Raw genomic sequence first — 19,835 nt, forward strand, 5'->3', positions numbered from 1 at the left:
AAACTCAAACAGCCCATTCCCGCAGGACGAGCGGCTCCGTCTCCACCGCCATTCTCCGCGTGCGCGCCTCGGCAAAGCGCTCGGGGTCCAGCCGAAGCAAGGCCCAGGCCGCCGCACCCCGAACGACGGGCGCTGGATCATCGAGCAGCGCCATGACCTGCGGCAACAGCCGCTCGTCGGCACTGTTTCCGGCCGCGATCAGCGCGTTTCGCACCATCCGGTCCCGCCCGATCCGCTTGATCGGCGATCCGGAAAGGATTTCGCGAAAGCCCGCATCCTCCAGCGCCAGCAGATCGGCGAGTTCCGGAGCCGCAAGCTCCGCGCGCGGATCAAACGCCGGATCGCGCCCGCCGCTGTCGGCGAACTTGTTCCATGGGCACACGGCGAGACAATCGTCGCAGCCATAGATGCGGTTGCCTATCGCCTCGCGGAATTCGGCCGGGATCGGTCCCGCATGCTCGATCGTCAGATAGGAAATGCACCGCCGCGCATCGAGCTGGTACGGCGCTGGAAAGGCTGCGGTCGGGCAGGCCGACTGGCAGGCATTGCACGATCCGCAGCGGTCCTGCCCCGGCTCTGACGGCGCAAGCTCCAGGGTCGTGTAGATCGCCCCCAGCAGCAGCCATGACCCATGCTCGCGGCTCACGAGATTGCTGTGCTTGCCCTGCCAGCCGAGCCCCGCCGCCTCGGCCAGCGGCTTTTCCATCACCGGCGCGGTGTCCACGAACACCTTCAGCTGGGTGTCGGGCGCTTCGGCGACCAACCAGCGCGCAAGCGCTTTCAGCCGCTTCTTCACGACGTCGTGATAGTCCTTGCCCTGGGCATAGACCGAGATGCGCCCCACCTCTGGCTCGTCCGCCAGCCGCAGCGGGTCTTCGCCAGGCGCATAGCTGACCCCGAGCATGACGACCGAACGCACATCCTGCCAGAGCGCGCGCGGGCTGGCCCGCCGCTCCTCTGTCTCGGCCATCCAGATCATGTCGCCATGCCTGCCTTGTTCCAGCCATGCGCGCAGGCGTGACGCAGTCTTCGGCGCTGCTCCCGCATCGGCGACGCCGAAGGCGACGAACCCCAGCCGTTTCGCCTCGGCCTCCAAAGCGTCGTTCAATCTGTTATTGCCACTGGTCACGAGTTGAGGCTTTACACGACCCGCAAAAGGGGAAAACATGCCGCCTGCGATCGATGCCCATGGTCTGGTGAAATATTTCGGGAAGCGCCGCGTCGTCGACAGCGTTTCGCTGAGCGTGCCCGAAGGCGCGATCTATGGCGTACTCGGCCCCAATGGCGCGGGGAAGACGACGACGCTCAGGATGCTGCTCGGCATCATCGAGCCCGACGCCGGATCGCGGACGCTGCTGGGGCGCGACCGGCCGATCGATGCCGCCTATCAGATCGGCTATCTTCCCGAGGAGCGCGGCCTGTACCCCGCCATGACCACGCGCGAGGCGGTCGCCTTCCTCGGCTCGCTGAGGGGCCTACCGCTATCCGAAAGCCGCCGCCGCGCCGACCGGATGCTGGAGGCGAACGGCATGGGCGAGGTTGCCCGCCGCCCGATCCGCACGCTGTCCAAGGGCATGGCGCAGACGGTGCAGCTGCTCGGCACCTTCATCCACCAGCCAAAGCTCATCGTGCTGGACGAGCCGTTTTCCGGGCTCGATCCGCTCAACCAGCAGGGCCTCGAGGAACTCATCAGGGCAGAACGCCAGCGCGGCGCCACCATCCTGTTTTCCACCCATGTCATGGCCCATGCCGAACGGCTGTGCGAATCGCTCACCATCATCGGCGACGGCAAGGTGCGCTTTTCGGGAACGGTGGAGGCGGCGCGCGCGACCTTGCGCGCGCGGGTTCATCTCGTCACCCGCCAGGCCGATGGGCCGTGGCGCGCGGCGCTTCCGGCCGACGCCGTCCGGCAAGCGGGCGAGACGGGATGGCGCTTCATCCTGCCGCCCGAAGGCATCGAACCGCTGCTCGGGCAGTTGATCGCAGGCGGCGCGGGAATCGAGACCCTGTCGATCGAGCGGCCCAGCCTGCACGACGCCTTTGTCGCCATCGTCGGCCGCAGCGCCGTGGAAGACGAAAGCCTTGCCGCATGAGCAACGTCCGTACCGCAGCCGTGATCGCCCGGCGCGATTTCATCGCGACCGTCATGTCGCGCACCTTCCTGCTCTTTCTGATCGCGCCGATCTTCCCGCTGCTGTTCGGGCTGGTGTTCGGCTCGGTCGGATCGGATGTCGCGCCGCGCCCCGACCATCTGCGCGCGCTTGCGATCACCGCCGGGCCTGAAACCATGATGCGAATCGCCACCGCGCATGAAAGATTGCAGTCGGGTGTCGCCCCTGCCTCCAGCATCGCACTTGAGCCGGTCGAGCTTTTGCTGCCCGACGAAAAATCCATCTCGGCCCTGCTTCGCGAGCGGGACGATCTTTCAGCCCTGATGATCGTCGCGGGCACCGACGCCACGCTTTACGCCGAACCTCGGGTGCTTGAACGCGTGGCGCCCTATGCCGGTCTGCTGCTGAACGAGGCCGCGCGGGAACGGACGCTGCAACGCCTGGGCATCGCCAGCATTAAGACGCCGCAGGTGACGTCGGTCGCGCTGGGACCGCCGCCGGTCGAAAACAAGAGGACCGCCCTCGTCGCGCAGGTGGCGCAGACCCTGCTATTCGTCCTCACCCTGATGCTCGCCGGGGTGCTGCTCTCCAACTTCATAGAGGAAAAGGGCAACAAGGTGATCGAAGTGCTGGCCGCCGCAGCACCCATGCCCGCCGTGTTCACCGGCAAGCTTTTCGCAATGCTCGGCTCTTCCATCGTCGGAGTTGCGGTATGGGGGTTTACCGCCGCCGTCGGCTTTGTGATGTTGTCGGACAAGGGCCTTGTCGCGCTGCCGGCGCCGGAGATCGGCTGGCCTGCTTTCCTGATCCTGGGCATTCTCTATTTCGCCACCAACTATCTGCTGGTCGGCGCGCTGTTGCTCGGCATCGGCGCGCAGGCTTCCAGCGTCAGGCAGGTGCAGACGATCTCGCTTCCGGTGACGATGGCCCAACTGCTGCTCTATGGACTTGCAAGCGCGGCGCTGAAGGACACCGGCAGCATCGCCGCCATCGCCGCTGCGGTCTTTCCCTACAGTTCGCCGCTGGCGATGATCGCCTATGCAGCGCGCGAACCGGAAATCTGGCCGCATGTGGTGGCGCTTTTCTGGCAGGCGCTGTGGGTTGCGATCACCGTCTCCGTGGCGGCCGGCTGGTTCAAGCGAGGCGTGTTGAAATCCGGTCCCAGCCGCCGGCGCAGCGAGCGGATGAGGCGAAGGCCGGTTGTCCTGACCCCACCGAGACCCGCCTCCTGAGACGGCGCAGCAGCAGGGCGTCATAAAAAAAGCCCGGCGGTGAAGCCGGGCTGGAAAGGGGAAGCAGTATGGCGCTTCCAGGGGTGAGGGAGGATTTCAGCTCGCAAGCGTATGCATTTCAGCGGGCGCAAGCCGTCCGGCCTTTGCTTCTTCCATCAGCTCGCTCTTGCGCGCCTGAAGCTGTTCGCCAAGCTTCTCAAGGTCGACATCGGCCTTGCGCGCCTGGGCGAACATGCTGTCGCGCTGCTTTTCCTCTTCCTTGACGTGATGCTCGATCTGCTCCTTCAGAACCAGCACCTTGGCGTCATAATATTCCTCATCGGGCTGGGCCTGCTCAAGCTCCAGAATCAGCGCCTTGGCCGAATCATGCTCGACATAGGCCTCGTCCAGATCATCTTCCTCGATCTTGCCGCGAAGCGCCGGATAGAAAATCTCTTCCTCTATACGGGTGTGGACATTCAGCTCGGTGCATATTTCATGGACGATCTTCTGCTTTTTCTCAGCGCCCTTGGTCTTTTCGAATTTTTCGAAAAGTTCCTCTACCTTTCTATGGCCTTCGGCCAAAAGCTTCGTCGCGTCTGTCGTGCTCGACTTCGGCATGATTACCTCCTTGCTTGTTGGCCGTTAAACCAGCAGGAGGTATTTTTAGTTCCTTGGGTCGACAAGCATTTCGTCGTGGGCGAAAAACGCCCCGCGAACATTACGCAGGCGTTTTGGCCAGCGCAGCGCTGATCGCCGTCGTGACCTTCACATCCATCGGATCGGTTTTAGTGCCGAAGGCCGCGATCAGCTTGCCGTCGCGCCCGATCAGATATTTATGGAAGTTCCACTTGGGGATGTTCGTCATGCCCAGTTCGGCGGCCGCCCATTTGTAGAGCGGTATGGCGTTGGGGCCGATCACGTCGCTTTTCTCGGCCAGCGGGAATTTGATGCCGAACTTGGTCTGGCAAAAGGTCGAGATTTCCTTGTTGGACTTGTATTCCTGCCCAAGGAAATTGCCCGAAGGCACGCCGATGACGGTGAAGCCGCGCGGCCCATAGGTGGTCTGGAGCTTCTGCAAACCCTCATATTGCGGCGTGAACCCGCAGAAGCTGGCCGTGTTCACCAGGAGGATCACCTTGCTCCTGAACTGCTCCATCGGCATCGGCGTCCCGTCGATCGCGGTCAGCTTATGGTCATAGACGGTGCCGCCCTTGCCGCCCTTCGATGCGGCTGCGACCGACCAAAGCCCCGCGCCGATCAAACCCGCCGCCGCCAGCATCGCCGCCAATTCCCGCTTCATGCGTCTTCTCCTCAAAGCGGCCGCGTCACCTGTTCCAGCCATTCCTGCGTGCCCGCGTCGACCAGCGGCCCGATCTCGCCCAGCACACGCGCGTGATACGCATTGAGCCACGCTTTCTCGCCTTCGTCCAGCAATGCCGTATCGACGAGCGCCAGGTCGATCGGCGCGAGTGTCAGCGTCTCGAAGCACAGCATTTCCTTTTCGGCCCCCGCCATCGCATGCGGCGCGACGAGCACCAGATTTTCGATGCGGATGCCGTATTCGCCCGTCTTGTAATAGCCCGGCTCGTCGGAAAGGATCATGCCCGGCTGCAACGGCTCGTCCCCGCCGGTCGTCGCGATCCGCTGCGGCCCTTCGTGCACCGAAAGGAAGCTGCCGACGCCGTGGCCGGTGCCATGCGCGAAATCGAGGCCGACATCCCACAGATGCTGCCGGGCCAGCACGTCAAGCTGGCTGCCGCGCGTACCCTTGGGAAAGACCGCGCGGGCGATGGCGATGTGTCCCTTCAGCACGCGGGTGAAGCGGTCCCGCATCTCCGCCGTCGGCTCTCCGATCGCCACCGTCCGGGTCACGTCGGTGGTGCCGTCGGGATATTGCCCGCCCGAATCGACCAGATAGAGCTGGCCCGGCTCCAGCTTGCGGTTGGTCTTCTCCGACGCACGATAATGCACCACAGCGCCATTCGGCCCCGCGCCCGAGATGGTGTCGAACGACAGGTCGCGCAGTTCTCCCGTCTCCCTGCGAAGCGCGTGGAGCTTGTCCGATGCGGTCAGTTCATCAAGCCCGCCCTTCGGCGATTCAAGCGCCACCCAGTGCAGGAACCGCGTCAGCGCCGCGCCATCGCGCAGGTGCGCCGCCTTCGTCCCCGCGATCTCGACAGGATTCTTCACCGCCTTGGGAAGCACGGCCGGGTCGCGCGCTTCCACCAGCTTTGCGCCGGCCTGCCCCAGCCGCTCGAAGATCGCGGTCACGGACGATGCCGGATCGACCACCACCGTCTTCCCCGAAAGCCCCGCCAGCCCGTTCACGAAATCGAGCTTTGGATGCACGCGGACTGCATTGCCCAGATGGGCGCGGACATCATCGTCCAGCTTCGCCTCATCGATGTAGAGATCGGCCGTGCCATCGGCGTGCACCAGCGCAAACGCCAGCGCCACGGGCGTCCGGGCCACGTCCTGCCCGCGGATGTTGAACGTCCAGGCGATCGAATCGAGCGCGGAGAGCACTGCCGCGTCCGCCCGCTTCTCCTTCAGCCATTCGGCCATTTCCTGCCGCTTTTGGGCGGAAGACTTGCCTGCATGACGATCGGCATGAACGATCAGCCTCGCATTGGACGGCTGTGGCCTGTCGCGCCAGACGGCGTCCACGGGGTTGTCGGGCAGCACCACAAGCTCCCCGTTTCGTGACTCCAGCGCCTCGCGCGCCGCCTTCACCCAGCTTCGGGTGTGGAGCCAGGGATCATAGCCGATGCGCGCGCCGTCCGGGGCGTGGCTCTTCAGCCATTCGGCGACGCTGGTCTGGGGCACCTGTTCATATTGCCAGAAGCGACCGTCCACCTGGTCGCGCACCTGAAGCGTGTAGCGCCCGTCGACGAAGATCGCGGCCTCTCCCTCTAGCACCACGGCCGTTCCCGCCGATCCTTCAAAGCCGGTCAGCCATGCGAGCCGCTGCGCATATTCGCCGACATATTCGCTCATATGCTCATCGGTCAGCGGCACGACAAAGCCGCTCAGCTTCCGGGTCTTCAGTTCGTCGCGCAGCGCGCTCAACCGCGCTTCATGGGTGGACATCGGCGAAACCTCTTGAGATCACTAACATTAGATAGGCCGTCAGCGGCATGGTTTCCATCCACGGAGTTGCTTCTTGTCCACCCTTCCCCCACCGCCGCTCGCGGAACGCCGCCCGCACAGCTTCACCCACCACGGCATCACCGTCAGCGACGACTACGCCTGGCTGCGCGATCCCGGCTATCCGAAGGTGGAGGACGCGGACGTGCTTTCCTATCTGAAGGCCGAAAACGCCTATTTCGAAGCGGCGATGGCTCCGCACCGCGCGCTGATCGACACGCTGTTCGCCGAAATGCGCGGCCGGCAGAAGGAGGACGATTCGAGCGTTCCCGTAAAGGATGGGGATTGGCTCTACTGGTGGGCATATGCGCCGGGGGCGGAGTACCGCACATGGTATCGCCGCCCTGTCCCCGGAGGCGCGGCGGAAATCCTGGTCGACGAGCCCGCCGAAGCCGCCAAGGGCGCGTATTTCCGCCTGGGCGCGATGGAGGCCAGCCCCAGCGGACATCTGCTCGCATGGTCGGCGGACGATGACGGGTCGGAGCGGTTCAAGCTCAAGGTCCGCGACCCTTCGACCGGACAGGACATGGAGATGGTGACGCCGAACGCCATCGGCCGGATCGTCTGGGCGTCGGACAGCCGGTCGTTCGTCTATACGGAAGTGAACGACAACTGGCGCGCCTATCGCGCGCGGCTGCACCGGCTCGGCGCGTCGCCCGACACCGACATCACCCTGTACGAAGAGCACGACCCCGGCTTTTCCGTGGGCGTGGGCCTTACGCAGGACCGCACGCACATCATCATATCCACCGGAGATCACGACACGTCGGAGGTGCGCCTCATCCCTGCGGACGCGCCAGAGACCCCGCCGATCCTCATTTCCGCGCGGCAGGTGAAGCGGCAATATTCTGTGGACATGGCGCACGGCACATTGTGGGTTCTGACCAACGACGATCACGTCAACTTCCGCCTGGCCCGCGCCACTCTGGTCGATCCGGAAAAATGGGAGACGGTGATCCCGGGCTCGGATTCGGTATACCTCAGGGGCATCTCCAGCTTTGCCGATCATCTGATCCTGACAGAGCGGGTGAACGGCCTCGACCAGATACGGCTGCGCACCTATGCGGGCGAGGAACATCGCATCGCCTTTCCGGAGCCCAGCTACACGGCCGGGCTTGGCGGCAACCCCGAGTTCGCGCCCGCCGCCTATCGCATCGGCTATTCGTCGATGGTGACGCCGGACACCGTCTATGACTATCACCCCGCCGACCGCAGCCTGGAAGTGCTGAAGGTCCGCGAGGTGCCCTCGGGTTATGACGCGGCTGAATATGAGAGCGAGCGGCTGACCATCACCGCGCGCGATGGTGCGCAAGTTCCGGTCTCGATCGTCTACGCCAAGGGCTTTCCGAAGGATGGCACGGGCAAGCTCTTTCTCTATGGCTATGGCGCCTATGGCCTTGCCATTCCACCACGCTTTTCCACCAATCGCCTGTCCTTGCTGGACCGGGGCTTCGCCTATGCGATCGCGCACGTCAGGGGCGGCGACGACATGGGCTATGGCTGGTATCTGGACGGCAAGCTGGAAAAACGCACCAACACCTTCAACGATTTCGTCGATTGCGCGCGCGGGCTGATCCAGGCCGGCTTCGCAGCGCCCGGCCGCCTCGCCATTCAGGGCGGCTCGGCGGGCGGCGAACTGATGGGCGCGGTCGTCAATGCAGCGCCCGATCTGTGGGGCGCGGTGGTGGCCGATGTGCCCTTCGTCGACGTGCTCAGCACGATGCTGGACGACACGCTGCCGCTCACCCCCGGCGAATGGCCCGAATGGGGCAACCCCATTACCGACAAGGCCGCTTTCGAGCTGATCCGAAGCTACAGCCCCTATGACAATGTGGCGCGGCAGGCCTATCCGCCGATGCTGATTACCGGCGGCCTCAACGATCCCCGCGTCACCTATTGGGAGCCGGCCAAATGGGCGGCGAAGCTGCGCGCCAGCCGCACCGACGGCAATCTGCAACTGTTGAAGATCAACATGGGCGCAGGTCATGGCGGCAAGTCCGGCCGGTGGGAAAGCCTGAAGGAAGAGGCCGAAGCCTATGCCTTTGTCCTCACCCAGCTGGGATAGCAGTCACAGGAGCACGCCATGCCACCGCCGCCTGACCGCAACGTCTTTCAAATGCCGTTCGCTCCACGACCCGGCGACATCGACGAGCTGGGCCACGTCAACAATGCCGTCTATGTCCGCTGGCTGCAGGATGTCGCGACCGCGCATTGGGTGAAGCTGGCGAGCCCGGCGGACGTCGCCAGATATCTATGGGTCGCGACCCGACACGAGATCGACTATCATCGGGCCATCCTGCCCGACGAGACGGTGACGGCCCGAACATGGGTGGGCGACCCGAAAGGCGCGCGCTTCGATCGATTTGTCGAGTTCGTCGACGATCAGGGCCGTATCCGCGCCGCCGCCCGGACGACATGGGCGATCATCGACCGGAAAACGGGAAAGCCGCTCAGGGTGCCGAGGGAATTGACGGAACCGTTCGTGCGATAAGCCGGTCCTGAAGCAGGCTTCAGAGCGCCACCGCCGAATCATCGGACGGTTTTTCGGCTTCGCGTTCGTCACGCATCGCCTGGGCCCGCAATGTCCGGTCAGCCATCGCCCGCCATGCCGCCTCCGCCCGCAAGCACCGCTTGCGGACGTTTTCGAGCACCGCCTCTTCAGCCTCGTTCGCGCAGGCCTCGGCGCGCGCCAGATAAAAGCTGCTGCTGGTGGACATGGTGGCGCTCCTTTTCGGCCGGGCGGTCAACCCAGCATTTCAGCGACGATCCGTTGCAGTTCGAGACGGGAAAGTCCGTGTGGTCGCCTGGTGTCGGAAGAAACTCTTGAAGAAGCTCCGATGGTCGCAACGGGTCGATTGGATCGTTTATCCAAATGGTTTTTGGTCGTGATTTGCATGATATCCTGCGCGGATTTTCCGCGCTTATTGATTATTGAACTTAACGGCGCTTGTTGCGCGCTACGCCGGGACCTGCGCCCGGGGTACGTTCACGAAAGATGATCCGCCCCTTTTCGAGATCATAAGGGGTCATTTCCACATGAACGCGATCACCCACGACCGAGCGAATGCGGTAGCGCCGCATTTTCCCGGCCGTGTAAGCGATAATGCGCTGCTCGTTGTCGAGCAGCACGCGAAAACGGCCGTCAGGCAGTATTTCGTCTATTTGGCCTTCAATGACGAAGAGTTCTTCTTTCGCCACCCGTTCAGGCTTGCTGGAGATTCACGGCCGACTGTTTGCCGCGCCGATCCGTCTCCAGTTCATAGCTGAGGCGCTGGTCGCGCTCGAGCGTCGCCATGCCGGCCCGTTCAACGGCGGAAATGTGGACGAAGCTGTCGCCGGAGCCATCTTCATTCGCAATGAAGCCATAGCCCTTGTCGGTGTTGAAGAATTTTACGGTACCAATAGGCATGAGTGTTTCCTTTCACGAAACATGTTTCCCGCCGGACAACGTGTCCAACAGGAGCCAGGAAGCGTGGAAGGGAAGGATCAGCTTGGTAGCATCAATTTCCGCCGACGGCGACGTAGCAGGGTTCATATAGGAGGATTGCCGCGAAAATGCAAATTGAGGCAGCCCGGCGGGCTTTGCGCGCCCGTCAGGGCCTTCCGAACGGCACGACCTTGTTCGCCACGTCATGGCCGATGTCGGCCCGGCCCAGCCATTGGATGCCGCTGCGCATGCACCATTCGCGGGCGACGGTCTCCTCGTCCCGGCCGAAATCGGGATCATTCGGCGGAATGTCGCTGCACCGGCCCAGCCGGATGCCCGCCGCAACTCTCACGGCCGGGCTGGACGTGACCTGCGCCAGCGCCCGGTCTATCCGGTACACATACTCCCCCACCTCCTCCAGCATCAGCACATGGCCGGAAAGGTCGGGCAGCCAGGGCGTACCCATCAGGTGCGACAAAATCGTAAGGTTAAATGCGGCAACGGGCTTGTCCGTCGCGCGCACGCTCGCTTCAAGCGACTCCTCGTCCTGGTCGACCAGCCAGCGCAGCGCACGGGCGACCGCCGCCTCGCCGCCTTCGCGCACGATGTCCACCGGCATCGGCCCATGGAACTGACGCCCGATGCCGCGCGCGTAAAGCGCCGCAAGCAATGTCCCCGCGTCGCTATAGCCCATATAGCTTTTCCCATGCGCCGCCCTCTTCAGCCGGGGCAGCACCATGTCCACTATCCGCGCCGCGCCCCAGCCGCCGCGCGCGATCCACAGCGCATCCACGGCCGGATCGTTCGCCAGTTCCACCAGGGCGTCGGCCCGCGCCTCGTCACTTCCGGCGAAATGTCCCTGTTCCTGAAAGCATTGGGGGTGATAGCTGATCCGTACCCGCCCATCAGGCCAGATGCTGCGGGCGAGAGCCTGCACGCGCTCCGCAACATCGGGGGTGACCGGACGCCCGCTTGCCGCAACACCGATGTGTGTCACCCCAGTTGTCACTCCAGCCCCCGTTTTCAACGCTTCGGTTCCATGCTTTAGGTTTGCCGCATGAATGAAACCAGTTCCTATTTCTTTTGCGGCATCGGCGGCAGCGGCATGCTGCCTCTCGCATCCATAGTGGCCGCAAACGGCGCCAGGGTGGCGGGTTCCGACCGGTCGCTGGACCAGGGCCGCACCCCGTCAAAGTTCGATTATCTGCGCGATCAGGGCATCGCGCTTTTTCCGCAGGACGGCAGCGGGATCACCAGCCCCGATCAGATCCTCGTCACTTCGGCCGCGGTGGAAGAAAGCATTCCCGACGTTCAGGCCGGGCGGCGGCTTGGCCTTCGACATCTGACGCGCCCGCAACTGCTGGCGGAACTGGTGAACGCCGCGCCCACCAGCATCGCGGTCGGCGGCACCAGCGGCAAATCCACCGTTACCGGGATGATCGGCTGGATATTGCACGCCACCGGCCGCAATCCCACGATCATGAACGGCGCGGTGATGAAGAACTTCGTCACGCCCGAGACGCCCTTTGCCAGCGCACTGGTGGGCGACGGCGGGATGTTCGTGAGCGAGGTGGACGAGAGCGACGGTTCGATCGCGCTTTACCGGCCTACGGTGGCCTTGCTGAACAACATCAGCCTGGACCACAAGTCGATGGATGAATTGCGCCAGTTGTTCGGCGAATTCCTCGACCGCGCCGAGATTGCGGTGCTCAACCTCGATGATCCTGAAACGGCGCGGCTGGCGGCCGCGCTACCGCCCGAAGTGCGGCGTCTGACCTATGGCTTTACCCAAGGCGCGGGCCTGCGCGGCGGCTACGTCGCTGAGGAACCGCTTGCCGTCAGCTTCGAGGTAACCTGCCGCGGGTCGGGGGAAACCTTCACCACCAGGCTGAAGGTGCCCGGCCGCCATAATGCGCTGAACGCGCTCGCCGCCATCGCCGCCACCTCGATGGTGGGCGTGCCGCTGCCGGAAGCGGCGGTTGCGCTTGCAAGCTTCACCGGCCTGAAGCGCCGCTTTGAAGTGGCAGGAACAGCGGGCGACGTGACGGTAATCGACGATTTCGGTCACAACCCGGACAAGATCGCCGCAACGCTGGCGGCGCTCCATGCCTTTCCCGGACGGTTGCTGGTGATGTTCCAGCCGCATGGCTATGGCCCGCTGAAGGTGATGAAGGATGCGCTTATCGCCGGCTTCGCGCGCGATCTCGCGGTCGACGACCTGCTCATCATGCCGGACCCGGCATATTTCGGAGGCAGCGTTTCCCGCGAAGTCGGAAGCGCCGATATCGTGGCGGGCGTCAGCGCCGCTGGACGCCATGCCGTTCACATTCCCGACCGCGCAACCTGCGGCGACCGTCTGGTCGAGCTTGCCCAACCCGGTGACCGCATCGTGGTGATGGGCGCGCGCGACGACACCCTGTCGGAATTCGCGGCAGCTCTGGTCGAGCGGCTGAAAGCTAGGGTCTGTCCTGTTTAGATTGAAGCGCTCAGGCTGAGCTTGTCGAAGCCGGCGCTTCCCTCCGCCAACCCTTCGACAGGCTCAGGGTGAGCAGGATGATCCCATCTAAACCGCACAGAATTAGCGTAGCAGCCTGAGCACCGCCTCGATCGACGCAGGCGCACAGACAAAGCCGATGTGGGTGCAATCCACCGCCACCGCCTCGTCCACCTCGCCGGGAAGGCCGCGGCTGGTGTGCGCCGAAACAATGCCGTCGAGACGGCTCCAGAGCGCAACTGTCCGCTGCGGCGGCTTTTCATGGAGGCGCACCTCGATCGGCGGCGTGTCGATGCGATGCCCCGCCACCCGCTCATAGAGCCGCCATGCGCGGTTGGCGCGCAGATCGCCGGAGAAGGGACTGCCGAGGGTGATGACCTGTTCGACCGCTTGCGGCAGGCGCTTTGCGATCTCGCGCGCGTAAAGCCCGCCAAGGCTCCAGCCGATGACGGTGACGGGACCATGCCGCTCGGCAAGCAGCGCAGTGCGCTCCATCATCCGCTCGACCAGGCCGGGCCTCAGTCCCCTGTTCCATCCCAGCGCCCAGCCATGCACCCCGTGCCCGGCAGATTCCAGCGCGCGACGCAACGGACGGGTCATCCAGTCGGCGGCAAGAAGGCCGGGAATGACGAGCACGGTCCTGCCGCGCGCGCCCTCCCGGCCTTCCAAGCCATAGCGGCGGTTGCGGCCGGTCCACCATTCGGCGAGAAATCTTGCCTCGCCCAGGAATTGCCGCAGCGGCGGCGGACCGGCCTCCATTCGCGTCAGCGAGGCAGGTAGAACTGCGTCACCATGCAATAGAGCATCGGGATCGACAGCAGCGTGTTGATGCGGCTGAAGATCATCGCCGTGGTCGCCGATTTGGCCTTCGCGTCCGCGTCCGCCTCGACGATGCCGAGCGCGCGCTTCTGGTTCGGCCAGATCACGAACCACACGTTGAACGCCATGATAAGCCCCAGCCACATGCCGATGCCGATGATGACAAAGCCGGGCTGAAACAGCAGCCCTTCGACGAGGTAATGATTCAATCCCGCAATGAGCAGGCCGGTAATGACAGTGAACAGCGCCCCATAGCGGAACCAGAAAAGCGCTTCCGGCGCGATATATTTGGAGACGCCGGGTTTCAGTTCGGCAGGAACCTTCGGCATGGTCGGTATCTGCACGAAGTTGAAATAATAGAGCAGGCCGATCCACATGATGCCGAACAGGACATGGAGGTAACGCAATATCCAGTTGGCATAGCTGCCGTCGAACGCATCGCCATGAAAACCGAAGATAATGGCGAGGAGCAGTATCGCCCCCAGGCCCAGAACGAGATTCAGATTACCCATGATCTTAGCCACGGCTGTTCCTTCCCCCAATATGCTGCCGCGCCCTTGCAGGCAGCCCTTGCCGGCCCCTTATATGAACAGGAAAGGATGATGCACAAGCATGTGCTTGTGCGATAAGTTGTTTTGTCTCCACGACGGACGAGTATGGAATGCATCGCCAGCGCGTTATCAGGGCATGACGGAAGCGGCAGCGCAACGCGGTGATTTCATCGTCGAAGGGCACCGGCTGAGCTTCGCGACAACCGGCCCACGCGCGCTGGATCGCCTGTGCGGGCTGATCGATGGGGCAAGAAGCGAACTCCTGCTCCTCTATTATATCTTTGCAGCTGACGCCGTTGGCCACCGCGTTCGGGACGCCATCGGCAACGCGAGGCAGCGCGGTGTCGACGTTTCGCTCATCATCGACGACTTCGGAAGCGAGGACACGCCTGAAAGCTTCTTCGCGCCGCTGGCGGAAAGCGGCGTGCAGGTCTGCCGGTTCCATCCCCGGCTGGGCCGCCGCTATCTGCTGCGCAACCACCAGAAGGTGGCGATCGCCGACGCAAGCCGCGCGATCATTGGCGGGTTCAATGTCGAAGACGAATATTTCATGCCCGACCACCCGGAAAGCTGGCACGACTATGGCGTGGAGGTGGAGGGGCCATCGATCGCGCATCTGGCGGATTACTACCGGGCATTATTCCGCTGGTCCGGCGACCCCCGAGGGAGCATGCGGACGATCCGCAAGCTCGTTCAGAGTTCCAGCCAGACCCGGGGTGCCGTGCGGTGGCTGATCGGGGGGCCCACATTGCGGCCGAGCGGTCTTGTCCGGACGTTGAAGAGCGACTTTCAGGGCGCGCGCGACCTGATGATGTCCATGGCCTATTTCGCCCCCAACCCCGGTTTCCTGAGGCGTTTGGGACGCATTGGGGAACGCGGCGCGGCCACCGTCGTCACCGCCGCCAGATCGGACAACAACGTCACCATCGACGCCGCCCGGCACTGCTACCGCCGCCTGCTGCGCCGGGGCGTGAAGATCTACGAATATGGCAAGCAGCGGCTGCACGCCAAGTTGATCGTGGCCGATGACATCACCTACATCGGCTCCGCCAATTTCGACGTCAGAAGCCTTTACCTCAACATGGAACTGATGCTGCGGGTGGACGACCCCGCCTTTGCGGGAGAAATCCGCAGCCGCATTGCCGAGGACATCGCCGTCAGCGAACGGATTGACCGGGCACGCTATCGGCAGATGTCGAACTGGTGGCGAAAGCTCAAATGGACGATCGCCTATTTCATCGTCGCAATTCTGGATTTCAACGTCGCGCGCCGCCTGAATCTGGGCAACGACTGAGCCGGTCAGGCATGTGCGAAGAAGAGTTGTGCGGGAGGGACGTTCAGCGCTTCGAAACCCCGGTCGATGTGATCGAATTCGGCCCGCAGATAATCACCCACCTTTGGGGAAAACTGGTAGACGAGGAAGATACCGCCGGGCTTCAACGACGATCGCGTCGCTTTCACGATCGCCGGCCCCACTCCGGCCGGAAGCGTCGAGAAGGGCAGGCCGGAAATGACGTAATCCGCGCCTTCGCACCCGTTGTCCGCCAGTATCTTGCCCAGGTCCGCCGCCGAACGATTTGCGACGATCAACCTCGGGTCGGCAAACTCATGCCGCAGATACTCGCAGAAATCGGCGTTGGTATCGACTGCGATCAGCTTTGCGTCGGGCTTCAGCCGATCAAGGATGGGCTTTGTGATGGTGCCGACGCCGGGGCCGAATTCGACGAACACATCGGCGCGTCCCCAGTTCACCGGCGCGAGGATTTTTTCGATCAGGAAGCGCGAGGACGGGATAACCGAGCCCACCATCACGGGATTTTTTAGAAATCCGCGCGCGAACATGGTGAGAGGCCCGGGACGTCGCGACTTGCCGATCGCCTTGCCCTCTGCACGCCCAGCCCCAAATGCCGACATCAACTGCTCCCTGACTTTCAACGCGCGAACGGCGTTCAAAGCTGCCGTTGGCCGAAGACTGAATCCAACGCAAGTGGCCGTGCGCCCGGCGGACGTTTTCACCCGGACGACATCAGGCAACCGATCCTAAACGGTTTTCCCGTCCGGCGAGTTTCGCGGCTTCAACATGCCCGGACTAATGAAGCCAAGCGGCACCTGCATGGCGTCCTGCTTGAGCGTGGACTGCATCGCCCTGTATTCCTCTTCCATCTCCGGCGTCACGCTGGCGCGCGTTTCCTTCAGCGCGGCTTCGAAATGATCGCCGGATACGGCGGTAACCATATTGTCCTGCCTCAACGCGGTAAGCCCCGCGCGACGCACCAGGTCCTCAAGGTCCGCGCCGGTGAAGCGGGGTGTGCGCCGCGCCAGATCATCAAGATCGACGCCCTCGCCCAGCGGCATCTTTTCGGTATGAATGCCCAAAATCTGCCGACGCCCCTTTTCGTCGGGGACCGGCACATAGATAATCTCGTCGAAACGGCCGGGTCGAAGCAGCGCCGGGTCGACCAGATTGGGCCGGTTCGTTGCGCCGATGACTACCACCGACTGCAATTCCTCCAGCCCGTCCATCTCGGCAAGGATCGTGTTGACCACCCGCTCCGTCACCTGAGGCTCGCCAAACCCTCTGCCCCGCGCGGGCACAAGGCTGTCGATCTCGTCGATGAAGATGACGGTGGGAGCCACCTGTCGGGCACGGGCGAACAGCCGTGCGATCTGCTGCTCGCTTTCCCCATACCATTTGGAAAGAAGGTCGGACGATTTCACGGTGATGAAATTGGCCTCGGATTCTCGCGCCACCGCCTTGGCGAGCAACGTCTTGCCCGTGCCCGGCGGCCCGAACAGCAGAAAGCCCTTGGCGGGGCGTATGCCAAGCCGGTGAAAGGCAGCCGCGTTCTTGAGCGGCAGTTCCACGCCCTCGCGCAGTTTGTCGCGAGCTTCGTCGACGCCGCCGACGTCGTCCCAGCGGACATCCGGCATCTGCACCATGATTTCGCGCATGGCCGATGGCTGGACTCTTTTATGGGCAGCGATGAAATCATCCCGCCGCACCGAAAGATTCTCCAGGACTTCCGGCGGGACGGTCCCTTCCTCCAGATTCAGCTGGGGCATGATCCGCCGCACCGCCTCGATCCCCGCCTCGCGGGTGATGGCGGCCAGATCGGCCCCGACATAGCCGTAGGTGATTCGCGCCAATTCATCCAGATCGACATCTTCGGCCAGCGGCATCGCGCGGGTGTGAATGCCCAAAATCTCGCGGCGTCCGGGCTGGTCGGGCACGCCGATGATGATCTCCCGGTCGAAACGGCCGGGACGACGCAGCGCCTCGTCCAGGGCTTCCGGGCGATTGGTCGCGGCGATGACCACAAGATTCTGTCGCGGCTCCAGCCCGTCCATCAGCGTCAGCAACTGCGCCACCAGCCGCCGCTCGGCCTCCCCTGTCACCTGCCCGCGCTTGGGCGCGATCGAATCGATCTCATCGATGAACAGAATGGAAGGCGCGTTGGCGCTCGCTTCTTCAAAGACTTCCCGCAGCCGCCGTTCGGATTCGCCATAGGCGGATCCCATGATTTCCGGCCCGGCGATATGAAAGAACTGCGCCTCCGATTCGTTCGCAACCGCGCGGGCGAGCCGCGTCTTGCCGGTGCCGGGCGGACCGTGGAGGAGAACCCCCTTGGGCGGATCGACGCCAAGACGCTGGAACAACTCCGGATAGCGGAGCGGCAGTTCGACCATTTCCCTGATCTGGTCGATCGTCACCCCGAGGCCGCCCAGATCGTCATAGGTCACGTCCGCGCGCCGGGCTTCCTTGGGCTCTTCATACTCGGGGCGAAGCTCGATTTCCGTTTCGGGCGTGATCTGGACGATGCCCTTTGGCGCAGTGGAGACGACGGCCAGCCGCACTTCCTGCAACGCATAGGCCGGAGCGTTCAGCATCTGGCGAAGCTGCGGCGGCAGGTCGCCCCTGTCCACACGCTGCTGGCCGGACGTCGAAACGACATCGCCCGCGACAAGAGGCCTCATCCCGAAAGTGCGACGCAGCGCCTCGCTAGACCCCTGCAGTCGAAGATTCTTCTGCGCGGGAGCAAAGACGACTCGGGTCGCGGGCTTTGCTTCCGCCTTGCGGATTTCCACGAAATCGCCCGAGCCCGCGCCCGCATTGGCGCGCTGCAGCCCATCGAGGCGCAGAATGTCCAGCCCTTCGTCTTCAGCATAGGATAATACGGCCCGCGCCGGCGTAGATCGACGGCCGACGATCTCCACCACATCGCCTTCAGCAAGGCCAAGCGCGTTCATCGACGTGCGTGACAGCCTGGCCAGGCCCCTGCCGGCATCATCCGGCCGCGCGTTTGCGACCTGAAGCTTTCGGACGTCCGATTCTGCATCCGCCAATTGCCCGATCCTCCCGTTACGATCCCGCCGTTTCGAATAGATAATGATCGAGACCGAAGATGCGATGCCTTGCAACAATAAAAAAGGGGCCAGCCCAAAAGGGCCGGCCCGCAAGTTTTAGGAGAGGATGCCTGAAAGGCCCGTTCCTTGTGCAGTTGAGCGATTCTCTTCGCAACTGCAAAAAACTTGACGCCAATTGCAAAAAATGCAATTCACTCGCTATTGAAAAGGGGCTGGTTTTTGCCGGAAACCTGCACCACATCGATACCGCGCTGCGCAATTGCAGATGGGGAATGGGGCGTTCCAATGTTGAGGCTGCCGCCGCTTGGGGCAATAGAGGCGTTTGTGACAGTGGCCCGAATGGGCTCCATAAAGAATGCCGCCGAAGTTCTCGCCCTGTCGCCATCAGCGCTCAGCCGGCGGGTGCAAACCCTTGAAAACAGGATGGGTGAAGCTCTTTTCGAGCGGAAGCACCAGGCGCTGTCTTTGACGATCGCGGGCGAACGCCTGCTCGAAGCCGTCGCCCCGCTCATCGACGATCTGGGACGAATCTTCGACAGCATGAGCGGGCCTCACGAACTGCGGCTGCGCGTCGGCGTCCTGCCCCTGTTCGCGTCGCACGTGCTGATGCCGCAACTGCCACGGTTGCGAAATCTGCATCCGGAACTGCACCTCGATCTGGATACGGCGCCCTTGCCCGTCAGCCGCCTGGGCGAAGGGCTGGATGTCGCGCTTACCCTGGCGCAAGACATCGACCCGCGCTTTTATTCGCGCCGGATCGGACATAACCGCATCGCGGTCGTCGCATCGAAGGCGATGGCGAACAGCAGCAATGCACCGCGAACCCCTGATGATCTGCGAGGGCACACCTTCCTGGTCCACCGTGACATGCCCAACGCCGTCAATCACTGGTTCGAGGCGCAGGGCCTGCCCGTGATCCGGCCGGTGGAAACCATTCAGTTCGACAGCGGCCAGCTGATTCTGGACGCGGCCGCGACAGACATGGGCATCGCGTTCATGCTGGATACGCTGCTCGCCAACGATCCCCGGCTCCAGCCGATCTTCGATGTGAAGATCGACAGCCCCTATGAATATTGGTTCGTGTGCAAGCAGGCGGCCTTGTCATCCAAGGCCGTCCGCATGTTCCATAACTGGCTGTTCGACGAGATCGACCTGGCCAATCCCGCCCCGCCGGCGACTCAGGCCGCCAGCCGCGCCTTCTGAATCTTGCCGGGCTTTGCAGGCGGCTCGCCCTTGGGAAGCGCATCGACATGTTCCATGCCGTCGGTCACTTCACCCCAGACGGTATATTGCCGGTCCAGAAAGGTCGCGTCGCCAAAGCAGATGAAGAACTGGCTGTTGGCCGAGTTCGGGTTCGACGTACGCGCCATGGAGCAAACGCCCCGGACGTGCGGCTCGGCGGAAAATTCCGCCTTCAGGTCGGGCTTCTCCGATCCGCCCATGCCGGTGCCCGTAGGATCGCCGCCTTGCGCCATGAAGCCATCGATCACCCGGTGAAACAAAACGCCGTCGTAAAAGCCTTCGCGGGTCAGTTCCTTGATCCGCTCGACATGGCCGGGAGCAAGGTCCGGCCGCAGCCGGATGGTGACGTCGCCGCTGTCCAGCGTGAAGATGAGGGTGTTTTCGGCGTCGGACATCATTCTCTCCAAAATTGCACGGGCCGCATTTAGGGTGTCTGCGCTGCCCATGCCACCCCAAATCAGCCCA

Annotated in this window: 20 protein-coding genes; 7 read left to right on the forward strand and 13 right to left on the reverse strand. The window is 63.4% G+C overall.

Translation table 11 applies throughout. From position 1 onward, the window contains the following. Positions 1-4: 4 nt before the first annotated feature. Positions 5-1,129 carry a tRNA epoxyqueuosine(34) reductase QueG gene (gene queG / locus BSL82_RS07020; protein ID WP_072596641.1) on the reverse strand — a complete coding sequence of 375 codons (1,125 nt, stop codon included), beginning with the start codon at positions 1,127-1,129 and terminating at the stop codon, positions 5-7. A 37-nt stretch (positions 1,130-1,166) separates the two neighbouring features. Here queG and BSL82_RS07025 point away from each other — a divergent pair, with 37 nt between their 5' ends. Together BSL82_RS07025 and BSL82_RS07030 are read left to right on the forward strand one after the other, a co-directional pair. Then, positions 1,167-2,093, forward strand: a complete 927-nt coding sequence (locus tag BSL82_RS07025; protein ID WP_072596642.1) for an ABC transporter ATP-binding protein — start codon at positions 1,167-1,169, stop codon at positions 2,091-2,093. Beyond that, a complete protein-coding gene (locus BSL82_RS07030; protein WP_072596643.1) occupies positions 2,090-3,343 on the forward strand; it encodes an ABC transporter permease in 1,254 nt (417 codons plus the stop codon). The genes BSL82_RS07025 and BSL82_RS07030 overlap by 4 nt, the downstream gene beginning before the upstream one ends. 96 nt (positions 3,344-3,439) lie before the next feature. Here BSL82_RS07030 and BSL82_RS07035 read toward each other — a convergent pair whose 3' ends face one another. The 3 genes from BSL82_RS07035 to BSL82_RS07045 all read right to left on the reverse strand — a co-directional run bounded on the left by BSL82_RS07035 (position 3,440) and on the right by BSL82_RS07045 (position 6,415). Further along, complete coding sequence (locus BSL82_RS07035; RefSeq protein WP_072596644.1) at positions 3,440-3,943, reverse strand: hemerythrin domain-containing protein; 504 nt, start codon at positions 3,941-3,943, stop codon at positions 3,440-3,442. A 100-nt stretch (positions 3,944-4,043) separates the two neighbouring features. Further along, positions 4,044-4,625: a glutathione peroxidase gene (locus tag BSL82_RS07040; protein WP_072596645.1), complete on the reverse strand. Its 582-nt coding sequence runs from the start codon at positions 4,623-4,625 to the stop codon at positions 4,044-4,046. A gap of 11 nt (positions 4,626-4,636) precedes the next feature. After that, complete coding sequence (locus BSL82_RS07045; RefSeq protein ID WP_072596646.1) at positions 4,637-6,415, reverse strand: aminopeptidase P family protein; 1,779 nt, start codon at positions 6,413-6,415, stop codon at positions 4,637-4,639. 73 nt (positions 6,416-6,488) lie between these two features. Here BSL82_RS07045 and BSL82_RS07050 point away from each other — a divergent pair, with 73 nt between their 5' ends. Further along, positions 6,489-8,537 (forward strand): S9 family peptidase, encoded by a 2,049-nt coding sequence (locus tag BSL82_RS07050; RefSeq protein ID WP_072596647.1) that lies wholly within the window; start codon positions 6,489-6,491, stop codon positions 8,535-8,537. 18 nt (positions 8,538-8,555) lie between these two features. Continuing rightward, positions 8,556-8,963 (forward strand): acyl-CoA thioesterase, encoded by a 408-nt coding sequence (locus tag BSL82_RS07055; RefSeq protein ID WP_083579090.1) that lies wholly within the window; start codon positions 8,556-8,558, stop codon positions 8,961-8,963. Positions 8,964-8,982: 19 nt separating this feature from the next. Here BSL82_RS07055 and BSL82_RS07060 read toward each other — a convergent pair whose 3' ends face one another. The 4 genes from BSL82_RS07060 to BSL82_RS07075 form a co-directional block, all read right to left on the reverse strand. Further along, a complete protein-coding gene (locus BSL82_RS07060; protein WP_072596648.1) occupies positions 8,983-9,189 on the reverse strand; it encodes a hypothetical protein in 207 nt (68 codons plus the stop codon). Between the two features lie 220 nt (positions 9,190-9,409). Beyond that, positions 9,410-9,670: a translation initiation factor IF-1 gene (infA, locus tag BSL82_RS07065; RefSeq protein ID WP_072596649.1), complete on the reverse strand. Its 261-nt coding sequence runs from the start codon at positions 9,668-9,670 to the stop codon at positions 9,410-9,412. Positions 9,671-9,674: 4 nt separating this feature from the next. After that, positions 9,675-9,881, reverse strand: a complete 207-nt coding sequence (locus BSL82_RS07070) for a cold-shock protein (protein WP_072596650.1) — start codon at positions 9,879-9,881, stop codon at positions 9,675-9,677. A gap of 184 nt (positions 9,882-10,065) precedes the next feature. After that, positions 10,066-10,896 (reverse strand): LD-carboxypeptidase, encoded by an 831-nt coding sequence (locus BSL82_RS07075; RefSeq protein ID WP_226998657.1) that lies wholly within the window; start codon positions 10,894-10,896, stop codon positions 10,066-10,068. Between the two features lie 60 nt (positions 10,897-10,956). On the opposite strand from BSL82_RS07075, the gene BSL82_RS07080 reads away from it, so the two are divergent. Continuing rightward, complete coding sequence (locus BSL82_RS07080) at positions 10,957-12,375, forward strand: UDP-N-acetylmuramate--L-alanine ligase (protein WP_072596651.1); 1,419 nt, start codon at positions 10,957-10,959, stop codon at positions 12,373-12,375. A 102-nt stretch (positions 12,376-12,477) separates the two neighbouring features. Here BSL82_RS07080 and BSL82_RS07085 read toward each other — a convergent pair whose 3' ends face one another. Next, positions 12,478-13,152: an esterase/lipase family protein gene (locus BSL82_RS07085; protein ID WP_072596652.1), complete on the reverse strand. Its 675-nt coding sequence runs from the start codon at positions 13,150-13,152 to the stop codon at positions 12,478-12,480. Between the two features lie 5 nt (positions 13,153-13,157). Then, the gene (locus tag BSL82_RS07090; protein ID WP_072596653.1) at positions 13,158-13,736 is read right to left on the reverse strand and encodes a urate hydroxylase PuuD; all 579 of its coding nucleotides are present in this window, start codon (positions 13,734-13,736) and stop codon (positions 13,158-13,160) included. Positions 13,737-13,899: 163 nt separating this feature from the next. On the opposite strand from BSL82_RS07090, the gene BSL82_RS07095 reads away from it, so the two are divergent. Then, on the forward strand, positions 13,900-15,057 hold the full coding sequence (locus BSL82_RS07095) for a phospholipase D-like domain-containing protein (RefSeq protein WP_072596654.1): 1,158 nt from the start codon (positions 13,900-13,902) through the stop codon (positions 15,055-15,057). A gap of 5 nt (positions 15,058-15,062) precedes the next feature. Here the strand turns inward: BSL82_RS07095 and BSL82_RS07100 are convergent, their stop codons facing one another. Together BSL82_RS07100 and BSL82_RS07105 are read right to left on the reverse strand one after the other, a co-directional pair. Next, positions 15,063-15,677, reverse strand: a complete 615-nt coding sequence (locus tag BSL82_RS07100; RefSeq protein WP_072596655.1) for a class I SAM-dependent methyltransferase — start codon at positions 15,675-15,677, stop codon at positions 15,063-15,065. 126 nt (positions 15,678-15,803) lie between these two features. Then, the gene (locus tag BSL82_RS07105; protein WP_072596656.1) at positions 15,804-18,107 is read right to left on the reverse strand and encodes a CDC48 family AAA ATPase; all 2,304 of its coding nucleotides are present in this window, start codon (positions 18,105-18,107) and stop codon (positions 15,804-15,806) included. 306 nt (positions 18,108-18,413) lie between these two features. On the opposite strand from BSL82_RS07105, the gene BSL82_RS07110 reads away from it, so the two are divergent. Continuing rightward, entirely contained in the window at positions 18,414-19,331 is a 918-nt protein-coding gene (locus tag BSL82_RS07110) for a LysR substrate-binding domain-containing protein (protein ID WP_083579091.1), read from the forward strand. Here the strand turns inward: BSL82_RS07110 and BSL82_RS07115 are convergent. Continuing rightward, the gene (locus BSL82_RS07115; RefSeq protein ID WP_072596657.1) at positions 19,307-19,768 is read right to left on the reverse strand and encodes a peptidylprolyl isomerase; all 462 of its coding nucleotides are present in this window, start codon (positions 19,766-19,768) and stop codon (positions 19,307-19,309) included. The two genes, BSL82_RS07110 and BSL82_RS07115, sit on opposite strands and share 25 nt — an antisense overlap. Positions 19,769-19,835 lie beyond the last annotated feature (67 nt).

The sequence above is a fragment of the Tardibacter chloracetimidivorans genome (genome assembly GCF_001890385.1).
Classification (GTDB): Bacteria; Pseudomonadota; Alphaproteobacteria; order Sphingomonadales; family Sphingomonadaceae; genus Tardibacter; species Tardibacter chloracetimidivorans.

Bases quoted from the DNA above. Each gene is read 5' to 3' on its own strand.
- BSL82_RS07030 (WP_072596643.1), top strand. From the start codon at position 2,090: ATGAGCAACGTCCGTACCGCAGCCGTGATCGCCCGGCGCGATTTCATC.
- BSL82_RS07060 (WP_072596648.1), bottom strand. From the start codon at position 9,189: ATGTCCACCAGCAGCAGCTTTTATCTGGCGCGCGCCGAGGCCTGCGCG.
- BSL82_RS07035 (WP_072596644.1), bottom strand. From the start codon at position 3,943: ATGCCGAAGTCGAGCACGACAGACGCGACGAAGCTTTTGGCCGAAGGC.
- BSL82_RS07110 (WP_083579091.1), top strand. From the start codon at position 18,414: ATGTTGAGGCTGCCGCCGCTTGGGGCAATAGAGGCGTTTGTGACAGTG.
- BSL82_RS07100 (WP_072596655.1), bottom strand. From the start codon at position 15,677: ATGTCGGCATTTGGGGCTGGGCGTGCAGAGGGCAAGGCGATCGGCAAG.
- BSL82_RS07115 (WP_072596657.1), bottom strand. From the start codon at position 19,768: ATGATGTCCGACGCCGAAAACACCCTCATCTTCACGCTGGACAGCGGC.
- BSL82_RS07045 (WP_072596646.1), bottom strand. From the start codon at position 6,415: ATGTCCACCCATGAAGCGCGGTTGAGCGCGCTGCGCGACGAACTGAAG.
- BSL82_RS07055 (WP_083579090.1), top strand. From the start codon at position 8,556: ATGCCACCGCCGCCTGACCGCAACGTCTTTCAAATGCCGTTCGCTCCA.
- BSL82_RS07040 (WP_072596645.1), bottom strand. From the start codon at position 4,625: ATGAAGCGGGAATTGGCGGCGATGCTGGCGGCGGCGGGTTTGATCGGC.
- BSL82_RS07025 (WP_072596642.1), top strand. From the start codon at position 1,167: ATGCCGCCTGCGATCGATGCCCATGGTCTGGTGAAATATTTCGGGAAG.
- BSL82_RS07085 (WP_072596652.1), bottom strand. From the start codon at position 13,152: ATGGAGGCCGGTCCGCCGCCGCTGCGGCAATTCCTGGGCGAGGCAAGA.
- BSL82_RS07070 (WP_072596650.1), bottom strand. From the start codon at position 9,881: ATGCCTATTGGTACCGTAAAATTCTTCAACACCGACAAGGGCTATGGC.
- BSL82_RS07095 (WP_072596654.1), top strand. From the start codon at position 13,900: ATGACGGAAGCGGCAGCGCAACGCGGTGATTTCATCGTCGAAGGGCAC.
- BSL82_RS07080 (WP_072596651.1), top strand. From the start codon at position 10,957: ATGAATGAAACCAGTTCCTATTTCTTTTGCGGCATCGGCGGCAGCGGC.